Source organism: Paenibacillus sp. P3E, from assembly GCF_001909045.1.
Classification (GTDB): domain Bacteria; phylum Bacillota; class Bacilli; order Paenibacillales; family Paenibacillaceae; genus Paenibacillus_AQ; species Paenibacillus_AQ helianthi.
In genome coordinates, this window is record NZ_LVWH01000190.1 from 32,466 (window position 1) to 43,445 (window position 10,980).

Below are 10,980 nucleotides of genomic sequence, written 5' to 3' on the forward strand. Positions count from 1 at the left end.
AAAATTTAATGAGCTTGACTTGGCGCAATTATGACCACTTACAATCTATAAAGACTTGCCGGTGAGACGATGATAAATGTCCAGATAACGGCGTGTTGTTTCTTCCACTACTTCAATAGGCAGCGGGTCGGGTGTGCTGTTCTTATCCCAAGAGGATGCGGACAAATAGGTCCGGACCGGTTCCTTATCCATGCTGTCGATCTCAATATCCAGTGCGTAGTTATGCTTGGCCCAGAAGCGTGAAGCATCCGGTGTAAAAATCTCATCGATCAGGATCACTTTGCCGTCCAGCAGACCGAACTCGAATTTGCAATCCGCCAGGATGATGCCGCGCTCTTCACAATATTCTCTGGCAAAAGCGAACAGCTTCAGGCTCTTCTCCTTCAACTCCAGTGCCAGCTCGGCACCAATCAGCTCCTGCATGTTCTCAAAAGGGATATCCTCATCATGACCGACATCATTTTTGGCAGCAGGGGTGAAAATCGGCTGGGCCAGTACTGCATTTTTGCGCAAGCCTAGGGGAAGCTCGATTCCGTTGACTTTCCCAGTCTCCTGATATTGCCGCCAGCCTCCGCCGGTGATACAGCCGCGCACAACGCATTCAATATCAATACGCTCCGCCTTGCGGACGACCATGACACGGTTTTTGAGCGCCTCCCGGTCCTTCGCGATCTCTCCAAGCTGGTCTACATCGATATGCACGACATGGTTCTCCATCAGCTCCTTGGTTAATCCGAACCAAAAGGCGCTGAGCCGATTGAGCACATTGCCTTTCTCCGGCACCGCCGGGTCAAGGACATAGTCAAATGCGGATATCCGGTCCGTGACGACGACCAGCATTTCTTCCCCCAGATCGTATAATTCGCGGACCTTACCTTTGTAGAGCAGCGGTGCATTTACCAGATCCACAGCCGTGGATACGGCAGGGTATGCCATGACCTTTCCTCCCTTGAACTAATGATCTTGCGTATATACTTGAGCTAAAAGAGCTGGGACGTCTTCTTTTCTTCGATTCGAATCCACAAAATTGAATACTCCTTGGGGTTAATAGGTTCACTGCAAGAAATGTTTGGACTTCCGATCGCTGTTATGGTCATATTTCTCTGATTTAACCGCAAGCTGCGGTAGAAATCTGACCATAAAGGCGAACGCTAACGCTTCTCCAGTTCCAAAATTTCTCTCCGTTCATCTTTAACCCAAATGTCTATTCCAATCTCCTGTTGCTCCGCTTCTCAGAAACAAAATAACTTCTCAGCATTTCCGCTCGTATTATTCTCGAGCTCCTCAGTTCACCACTAACTTACCTTTATTAAATAAGCTCCAGCTTGCGGAAGATGGTGTCCACATGCTTAAGGTGCCAGGATGGATTAAAAGCATCCTCGATTTCCTCCGGGCTTAGTACGGCAGTGATTTCCGGGGTAGCTTCAACGATATCGCGGAACTGGGTTTGTTCCTCCCAGGCCTGCATCGCACGCGGTTGCACGGTATCATAAGCCTGCTCACGGCTGAAGCCTTTGTCGATCAGCTTGGTCAGAATACGGCCGGAGAACGGTACGCCGAAGGTCCGGTTCATGTTGCGTTTCATGTTTTCCGGGAATACGGTCAGGTTCTTCACAATGTTGCCGAAGCGATTCAGCATATAGTTCAGCAGCATCGTTGCATCCGGCAGGATTATCCGCTCCACGGAGGAGTGCGAGATATCGCGTTCATGCCACAGCGGCACGTTCTCGTAAGCAGTAACCATGTGTCCGCGAATGACGCGCGACAAGCCGGAGATGTTCTCACAGCCGATGGGATTGCGTTTGTGCGGCATTGCCGAGGAACCCTTTTGGCCTTTGGCAAAAGCTTCCTCCACCTCGCGGATTTCGCTCTTTTGCAGTGCACGGATCTCGGTGGCGAACTTGTCCAGGGACGTGGCGACGAGCGCCAGGGTTGCCATATATTCGGCGTGACGGTCACGCTGTAGCGTTTGTGTAGAAATGGGCGCCGGGCTGGTGCCAAGTTTGCGGCAGACGAATTCTTCAACAGACGGATCAATGTTGGCGTAGGTGCCGACCGCGCCGGAGATTTTGCCGAACTGCACACCGTTCGCAGCATGGCGGAAACGTTCCAGGTTGCGCTTCATTTCCTCGTACCAGAGCGCCATTTTGAGACCAAAGGTAGTTGGCTCTGCATGCACGCCATGGGTGCGTCCCATCATCGGAGTGTCTTTGTATGCCAGCGCCTTGTCTTTGAGAATTTCGATAAAGTTCATGATGTCCTTCTCCAGGATTTCATTGGCCTGGCGCAGCAGGTAGCCGAGCGCCGTGTCGACAACGTCCGTGGAAGTGAGTCCGTAATGCACCCATTTGCGCTCCGCACCCAGGCTCTCGGATACCGCACGGGTAAAAGCAATCACATCATGGCGCGTTTCCAGCTCAATCTCATTAATGCGGTCGATGTCGAATTTGGCATCCTTCCGCAGCTTCGCGGCATCCTCATGCGGGATTACTCCCAGCTCGGCCCAAGCCTCGCAGGCGCAAATCTCCACTTCCAGCCACGCGTTGAATTTATTTTCTTCGGTCCAAATGGCCCGCATCTCAGGTCTGCTATAACGTTCGATCATATCTGGTCAGTTCCTCCAAAGGTTAGTTTGCTCTACCCAGGACAGCCCGTCGCCGGTATCCTTGCAGAGCAGGTTGATATGGCCCATTTTACGGCCGGTCTTGCTCTCTGCCTTGCCATATATATGAAGCTTGGGTGCGACACCAAGCCGGTTTGCTTCTTCATTCACCGTGCTGACTGCCTGAACAGCGCCGTCCAGATGCTGGCCGAGTACGTTCACCATGACCACAGGGGTCAGCAGTGAGGTGTCGCCAAGCGGCAGATTGCAGATGGCACGCACATGCTGCTCGAACTGTGAGGTTACGCAGGCGTCCATTGTATAATGCCCGGAATTATGCGGACGCGGCGCCAGCTCATTTACGAACAGCTCGCCCTCTTCGGTCACGAACATTTCCACGGCCAGCAGTCCGACCGCATTCATCCCGGTAACAATCTGTTCGGCCAGCTCGCAGGCCCGCCGCTGAATCTCCTCAGGCACTCTTGCTGGTACGATAGACAGGTGCAGGATGTTGTTCACGTGAATGTTCTCCGCAGGCGGGAAGCTCTTGACCTCGCCGGAGGCGCTGCGGGCGGCAACTACAGAAATTTCGCACTGGAAAGCGACAAATTTCTCCAGCACCAGCTCGGGTAGCGCCTCCCCGGCAGACGTTCCGGGAGCTACCTGCCGGAAGGCGGTTTCCAGCTCTTCAGAGTGCCGGATGACGGCTTGTCCCTTGCCGTCATACCCCCCTGTGGCTGTCTTCAGCACACAGGGCAGGCCCAGCTCGGCAGCAGCGGCCGTAAGCTCCGCCAGGCTGCCTACCTTGCGGTACGGGGCAACGGATACGCCTACTGCCTCGATGGCGGCTTTTTCGCGCAGCCGGTGCTGCGTTGTATACAGCAGCGCGCTGCCCTGCGGCACGTACGACTCTGACGTCAACAGCGCGGCCACGCCCGCGTCAACGTTCTCGAACTCGTACGTGATAACGTCCGCGCGCCGCGCCAGCTCACGCGCGGCGTCCCGGTCGTTGTACGCCGCCGTAATTTGCGGCGTCACCTGCCCGCAGGGCGCATCCGGCGCAGGGTCCAGCGCCACGAAGCGATAGCCCATGGCGCTGCCGGCCAGCGCCATCATACGCCCAAGCTGCCCGCCGCCGAGCACGCCGATGGTTGCTCCTGGCAGGAGCATCCGGGGTGTGCCGGCACCTGTCACGCCCGTATCTCCAGAAGCCGCAGCTGCCAGATCAGCAAGCCCCTTACCCTCTGCCTGTAGCATTTCCCTGCTCCCTTCCCCCGTTATGCCGGAGCCTTCTGCCTTCAGCTCCTCCGGCCTCATAGGCTCTCGCTGCTTTCCAGCACTTCTCGTTGAATGGCATCGCGCCGCTGCTGCGCCCGGCTCTGCACCTCAGGATCGAACGCGCCGATGATCTGCGCGGCAAGCAACCCCGCATTGATGGCTCCGGCACGGCCAATCGCTACCGTGGCTACCGGAATGCCACCCGGCATCTGCACGATAGAGAGCAGCGAATCCAGGCCGTTCAGCGCCTTGGACTGCACAGGGACACCGATCACAGGCAGCATTGTCTTCGCTGCCACCATACCAGGCAAATGCGCAGCTCCACCTGCCCCTGCGATAATCACGCGCAGGCCGCGGCCTGCCGCCTCTTCAGCGTAGCGGAACATCAGATCCGGTGTGCGGTGTGCCGAGATCACCTTTTTCTCATATCCTACGCCCAGCTCCTCAAGCACAAGACACGCTTGCTCCATCGTTTCCCAATCTGATTTGCTGCCCATGATGACACCAACCTGCACTGACATGATTCAACCTACCTTCCGCTTCCCTATTTTAGAGACTCATGTTGCTATAAGTTTGTCCTGTTACATTCAGTTTTCCATAAATCCGAAAAAAAAAGCCCGGATTCCAACGCATTTTGCTGCGGATGGACCCAGACTACTGCAGGAATTAGGAGCGCCGCATCGGATTTATGGCTGCAGCGGCATGTAACAGGAACAAGCGCACAGCTCGCAGCCCCGGGCACGGGGCGGCGCTGACGGCCGTTCTAGTCATCCTATTCCCTCGTAGTCCGGCAATTTACGGTTACCGGGTAGAAACTTCCGGGCCCTATCCCCGGTTTTATACGAGCTCTTCATAGGTTCATCTTAACAATGGCCTACACTTCATGTCAACTTAAACACGAACATTGTCATATAAAGGAGTTGAAACGTTCGCTTTTGGGCACATTTGGATTTTCTTGCGGCCACGGGATCTAACTGCCTAAAAGAAAAAGGGGAACGCATAGCGCTCCTCCAGGAAATTATATTATTTAACGACCAAAACCGGAATGCGTGCGCTCTGAACGACGTTGTGGCTGACACTGCCCAGAACAAATTCGCGAATTCCGCCGAGCCCGCGGCTGCCGATCACGATTACATCCGCACCATGCTCCTTAGCGTAACTCAATATCACTTCAGCAGGCGAGCCTTGCAGCAGCTCAACCGTCGCGTTCAGTCCTTCCGCCTCCAGACGGCTCTTCACTTCATCGGTCGTTTGTACCGCCAAATCATAATAATCCTTGTTCACTGAGGCCGGCAGAGGCGCGAGAGCTTCCCCGATAAAAAACCGCGGGAATTCGAAAGCGTGTACGACGTAAAGGGATGAGCCCGGAGTTACCTTAGCCAGTTCGATTGCGCGCTCCAGCGCCTGATTGGAAGCCTTGGAACCGTCATAGGCCAGCAAAATTTTCGAGAATAACATGTACGCCACCTCTTCTTCTGTTTTATCTATCCCAAAAAGTAACCATAGAGCAAGATATTCAGCAGTAGCAAGAGCGGAATTCCAATCCTGAAGGAAGTATGCCTGGTCTTGTGACGTTTGCGGTACATGGCGATAAGAACACCCAGCGCTCCGCCCATGAATGCCAGCAAAAACAAAGTTTTTTCCGGCACCCGGTCCCGTCTTTTACGGGCCCTGTTCTTGTCCTCAGACATGACCACATACCCTATAATATTAATCAGTGCGAACCACAGCAGTACAACCTGGACCATGCTTTCCAGCTCCTCCTCCACACAGCCTATCTACTGTATATTATATTACCCTTTTGGACAAAAAACCAATGACCCCTACATCAGCTGCCAATTTTCTGCTCTGATCGCCTGACTTGGCCACCGGCTCCGCCCGCTTCCCTAACCCATACCCAGGCGAGCAATGCAGCAAGCGCTGCCGCGATCCCACCCAACCAGAAACCACCCTTTAATCCATAAGCTGAACTCATCCATCCCGCCACAAAAGGTCCACCCGACATACCGATAGCATACACAGCCTGATAGAACCCCATTGCCGTCGCCCGTTTGAACGGAGCCACCCCGGAGACTGATTTGCCCAGCAGCAAAGGAAAGATCAGCCCCTGCATAAAACCATTCCCCACCTGGGTTGCGCACAGAGCTGTAAGTGTAGGCATTGACGGAATTAGCAGAGTGAACAGTGCACTTCCGGCAAAACCAAGCAGCAGTGTTCCACGGTCTCCGAGCAGCCTGCCGAACCAGCGGGAACCATATAACGTCGCTGCCGCATGGGGCAGCATGAAGGCCAGCGTAAGCCAACCGAGGCTTTCCTTGCTCGCTCCAATGGCAAGCGCCTGATTCGGGGTATAACCGAACATCGTAATGAAGAGCACACAATGCGCCAGCACCGATAAAAGCGACACTTTGACCAGCAGCGGTTCCTTGATCACTTCAGCAAGATCCTTGATCTTTATCGTATTTTCACGTTTGTCCTGCTGCTGTTCCGGCAAGCGGAGTGCTAATAACAGTGCAGCAGCCGCAACCACTCCGCCAATGATAAACGGGGCATTCCACCCCCAATGCTCTGTTATGTATCCACTGATCATCATGCTTGCCAGCTGTGCAATCACCGTTGTGAACTGCAGCATCCCCATGGCTCTTCCAGCCTGCTCCTTCGGAAAATATCCGGCAAACATCACCGAATAGACAACCCAAGCCGAGGCTGCAATTCCGGAAACCGCCCGTGCGGCTAGAGCCCAGCCAGGACTTGCACCCGCGAGGAACAGCAGGCTGCTGGAACCGCTTGCGATCAGTCCCAGATAGATAAACGGCCTACGCCGGTTAAGAACATCCGAGCCTATGCCGATTGGCAGCCGGAACAGAATCTGCATCAGCCCATATATCCCAAGGACCGCTCCTACCATTACATAAGAGGCTCCCAAATGCTCCACATACGGTGAGAGCACCGGAACATAGATATATGATGAGAACCAGAACATAAATACAATCATCAAAAAGAAAAAACGGCTCCCGCCCCAGCCTGCCTGAATTCCAGCCGCTTGTTTTGCATCAATCCGCCCCTGATCCGCTATCACACGATCACCCACCACTCATTTCTATTTTCCCGAAAAAGTTATCTTTTCCACTGCAACTTTAAGTAAAACATATCTGGTTTGTATTGGACAGTCCAGAAATTATCTGCTGAGCGCCAGCACAAAAAGTATATGTCAAAAAACATAGCACATTTATACGATAAATTTTATGTTACATTGGAATTTAAAAAAATCATTAATAAAATTAAGCCTTATTCTTTTTCCAGCCTCCTTGGTCCCCGTTCGTCGTCCTTCCACGATAGCCTGTTCTGTTAACTCCAAAAAAAAGAAGACTGCTATACCTCAGGCAATCTTCTTTGCATTAATGATTATCCCAAAACCAGCTCACGCCCTACTCACATCAGTCTGGCCGTGAAATTCCTTATTTGCCCTTCTCCTTGGCTTCCATTGCTGCTTTGAGCAGATCACCCAGGTTAGATCCCACACTTTCAGGCTTGCTGTATTGCTGCACAAGCTTCTGCTGCTCGCGCTTGTTGATATGCTTGTGATCCTTGTCCATGGTCTCCGTTATCCCACATCCGAGACACTGGACATAGAGACCGGCTTTGCCCTCTTTAAGCTCCATCTTCTTATGGCATTGAGGGCATCGGCGGTTAGACAGCTGCTTCTCTCCAGCCCGGGTATATCCGCAATCGTCTGCCGGGCAGACCAGCAGCTTTCCGCGTTTGGTTTTCTTTTCCAGCATTCTCGTTCCACAGTTCGGACAGTGGCTGCTGGAGACGTTATGTGGCTTGTATTCCGCACCACTGTTCTTCACACCATACACCAGCTCCTGCGCCATACTGCGTATCCCTTGCAGAAAAGGCTCCGGCCGTCCCTGTCCGCGGGCGATCTTCTCCAGTTCCGCCTCCCAGCGCGCTGTAAGCTCCGGTGTACGGAGTTGTCCAGCCACCAGCCCGATCAGCTGTTTGCCCTTACCTGTCGGATGAAGGAGATTGCCCTGGCGTTCAATCGTATCGGAGCTGACCAGCTTCTCGATGATGTCAGCTCGTGTAGCTGGTGTTCCCAGCCCATGCTTCTCCATCTGTGTCAGCAGCGATGCTTCATTGTAGCGCTTCGGCGGCTGCGTCCGGCCTGGCCGGATCATACAGCGCTGGACGGTAACGGTTTCGCCTTCTCGCAGCTCCGGCAGTTTCACACTGCTCGGAGCTGGTTCATCTGCAGTATTTTCTTCTTCGTCATCGCTGCTCATATCTCCGCCATAGACCTCGCGCCAGCCAGGATCTTTTACTGTTGTTCCTTTGATATAGAAGCTCTCGCCTTCCACGTTTACGGTTACAGCAACTGCATCATATCGCGCCGCTGGATAGAACAGGCTGATGAAACGCCGTACAATGAGATCATAAAGCTTGCGCTCTTCAGCACTTAGCTGATTTAAAAGTACAGTCTGCTCCGTAGGGATGATCGCATGGTGATCGCTCACCTTACTGTCGTCTACAATCCGCTTAGTAATCGGCAGCGGCTTGCGCAGCAATGGTCTTGCCAATGGCGCATAGGGCCCAACAGCTACGCTGTCCAGCCTTTCTTTGAGCGTACCGGTCATATCAGAAGTCAAATAGCGGCTATCCGTACGCGGGTAGGTCACCAGCTTGTGCTGCTCATATAACTTCTGGAGTACACTGGAAGTTTGCTTGGCCGAGAAGCCAAACTTACGGTTCGCATCACGCTGCAGCTCTGTAAGATCATAAGCCAGCGGATGCGGTTCACTTTTCTCACTTTTTTGCACCTTGGTAATTCGTCCGCTGCGTCCAGTGAGCTTCTCTTTTAGTATTGCCGTTTTATCCCGGTCAAAAATACGCCCATCCCCGCCCTGGGCCCGCCAGCCTGCCTGAAAGCTGCCAAAATCAGCCGTCAGCTGGTCATATTCCTGAGAACGGAAGCCGGTAATTTCATTTTCCCGGTCCATAATCATTCCCAGCGTCGGTGTCTGTACCCGTCCGGCAGACAGTGGTGCGCCGAACTTGCAGGTCAGCGCCCGGGTTACGTTAAGCCCGATCATCCAATCCGCCTCAGCCCGGCAACGGGCCGATTCATACAGACGGTCAAAATCCCGGCCCGGACGTAGCGATGCAAACCCTTCCTTAATCGCCTTATCCGTCTGAGAAGAGATCCAGAGCCGCCGGAATGGCTTCTTCCACCCAGCCATATTCATGATCCAGCGCGCCAGCAGTTCGCCTTCACGTGCAGCATCCGTAGCTACAATCAGTTCCTCGATATCCTGACGCTTCATCAGCTGCTGCACAGCCTTATACTGCTGGTTCGTTTCCCGCAGCACCTTCAGCTTTGCCTTATCCGGCAGAATAGGTAAATCCTCCAATGCCCAACTGGCATATTTATTGTTATAGTCCTCCGGCTCCGCCAGGCCCACCAAATGCCCCAAAGCCCAGGTAACTACATATTTAGGTCCTTCAATATAGCTCTTCTGTTTGTTCCCACAGCCCATCACCCGCGCAATTTCACGCGCAACTGACGGCTTCTCAGCAAGTACCAATACCTTCATCGCTCTCTCCCTTCCCTAACAACACCCTATTATACCATGATCCCAAAGCCCAAAAATTTCGTCAGGCTGAATGAGCAGCTCTTATTATAGAATAAATTCTATCCTTTAACTTGAAGAAGCAGTCTAAACCTCCAACGTATGTATTTATACCACCGACTGAGCTGCTATTCTGTAACAATGGCTATGTCTGCACTCGGCACGGTCTTCCCGCTTCTTGAGAATCCCAGGCAAGCTGTAAAAAACACTTTATCTCCTGCTGTACCCTGCATATATATTCCTTCATTCGTTAAGGCGGAACGCTGTATCTGAAGCACATCGCCTAACCTAGCTTCCTGTACATAAGTTATCCGGAAACGCTTTAACTCCTTGGCCCCCCATTCCTCCAAAGAAAGAGCATCACAGCAGATCTCGCCATACCTTGCATTATTCAAATGCAGATTACTATCCAGGCCGCTGAACCTTACCTTGTAGGGATATGCTGCTTGAAGGCTTATATCATCTGGAATCGTTGCTTTATCCGGCATACTGCCTACTGAATCACCACTATAGTGGTTCACAGGGACCGGTATAGCAGTTGGCCGCAAAATCTTCCGCTTTTCAATATCCACTAAAGCCCAGACAGAACGCACTACAGCAACCTCTACATCGTTCTTGTCGTAAATCCGATAATCCCGCTGCCACAATGCTCCTTTGGTTCCTTTACTCCATGTGTGCACTGTTAACTGATCATTTAGCCGTGGCATACGGCGGATCTCAAGGTCCAAGGTAATCAGCATCCAGCCCATTCCATTATCCAGCATTTTTTCCAGACTCAAGCCCAGTGCGTTAACAGCTGCGTCAGCTGTACGCTGCAATATTTCCAAAATGAAAGAGAGCTTTGCCTGCGAACGGCAATCCGTATCGCTTGCCTGAACCACAAATTGCTCTGTCCACAGAAGATTATTTGATTTATCCACTACGCTATCTCCTTTGTAACGCAAAAACGTTAGATTTAATAAAAAAGAACCTTTGTATCCACAATTATTCTACACTATCCACACAAACTGGGGAGTACTTTGACTACATTGTATTAATATATTTCCTTATCCACATGTGGATAAGTTTTTTCACTGTTCTTCTTAATACTTATAATATCTACAGATCTTAGTTCCTTAAGAAATCCCTTACTTTGTAAAACAACAAAAAAGCCATTGTCGATTACTCGACAATGGCTTCATGTGCTTGGCGGCGTCCTACTCTCCCAGGACCCTTCGGTCCAAGTACCATCGGCGCTGGAGGGCTTAACGGTCGTGTTCGGGATGGGTACGCGTGGAACCCCTCCGCTATCGCCACCAAACGGGCATTTACAGCGTAAATGCTTCAGGAACCTTCATTCCTGAAAACTGAATCCGAAACGAATCTGCGTTTTATCATTTGGATAAGCCCTCGACCGATTAGTATTGGTCAGCTCCATGCATTGCTGCACTTCCACCTCCAACCTATCTACCTCGTCGTCTTCAAGGG

General features: G+C 52.3%; 9 protein-coding genes, 2 rRNA genes and 1 riboswitch. All 11 genes read right to left on the reverse strand.

The features are described 5' to 3' along the window. Positions 1-45 precede the first annotated feature (45 nt). On the reverse strand, positions 46-936 hold the full coding sequence (locus A3842_RS22675; protein WP_074084244.1) for a phosphoribosylaminoimidazolesuccinocarboxamide synthase: 891 nt from the start codon (positions 934-936) through the stop codon (positions 46-48). Between the two features lie 373 nt (positions 937-1,309). After that, a complete protein-coding gene (gene purB / locus A3842_RS22680; protein ID WP_074102818.1) occupies positions 1,310-2,605 on the reverse strand; it encodes an adenylosuccinate lyase in 1,296 nt (431 codons plus the stop codon). A gap of 6 nt (positions 2,606-2,611) precedes the next feature. Beyond that, positions 2,612-3,772 (reverse strand): 5-(carboxyamino)imidazole ribonucleotide synthase, encoded by a 1,161-nt coding sequence (gene purK / locus A3842_RS22685; RefSeq protein ID WP_074102822.1) that lies wholly within the window; start codon positions 3,770-3,772, stop codon positions 2,612-2,614. Positions 3,773-3,915: 143 nt separating this feature from the next. Further along, positions 3,916-4,401 (reverse strand): 5-(carboxyamino)imidazole ribonucleotide mutase, encoded by a 486-nt coding sequence (gene purE, locus A3842_RS22690; protein WP_074084242.1) that lies wholly within the window; start codon positions 4,399-4,401, stop codon positions 3,916-3,918. Positions 4,402-4,643: 242 nt separating this feature from the next. Further along, positions 4,644-4,745: riboswitch (purine riboswitch) on the reverse strand. 158 nt (positions 4,746-4,903) lie between these two features. After that, positions 4,904-5,338, reverse strand: a complete 435-nt coding sequence (locus A3842_RS22695) for a universal stress protein (protein WP_074084241.1) — start codon at positions 5,336-5,338, stop codon at positions 4,904-4,906. A 26-nt stretch (positions 5,339-5,364) separates the two neighbouring features. After that, positions 5,365-5,628, reverse strand: a complete 264-nt coding sequence (locus A3842_RS22700) for a DUF1294 domain-containing protein (RefSeq protein ID WP_074102819.1) — start codon at positions 5,626-5,628, stop codon at positions 5,365-5,367. Between the two features lie 80 nt (positions 5,629-5,708). Continuing rightward, entirely contained in the window at positions 5,709-6,959 is a 1,251-nt protein-coding gene (locus A3842_RS22705) for an MFS transporter (RefSeq protein WP_083609694.1), read from the reverse strand. A gap of 379 nt (positions 6,960-7,338) precedes the next feature. Further along, the gene (locus A3842_RS22710; protein ID WP_074102820.1) at positions 7,339-9,477 is read right to left on the reverse strand and encodes a DNA topoisomerase III; all 2,139 of its coding nucleotides are present in this window, start codon (positions 9,475-9,477) and stop codon (positions 7,339-7,341) included. A 164-nt stretch (positions 9,478-9,641) separates the two neighbouring features. Beyond that, on the reverse strand, positions 9,642-10,433 hold the full coding sequence (locus tag A3842_RS22715) for an acyl-[acyl-carrier-protein] thioesterase (protein ID WP_074084238.1): 792 nt from the start codon (positions 10,431-10,433) through the stop codon (positions 9,642-9,644). A gap of 263 nt (positions 10,434-10,696) precedes the next feature. Then, positions 10,697-10,813, reverse strand: a 5S ribosomal RNA gene (gene rrf / locus A3842_RS22720). A 77-nt stretch (positions 10,814-10,890) separates the two neighbouring features. Next, positions 10,891-10,980: ribosomal RNA gene (locus tag A3842_RS22725) — 23S ribosomal RNA — on the reverse strand; the annotation flags it as partial.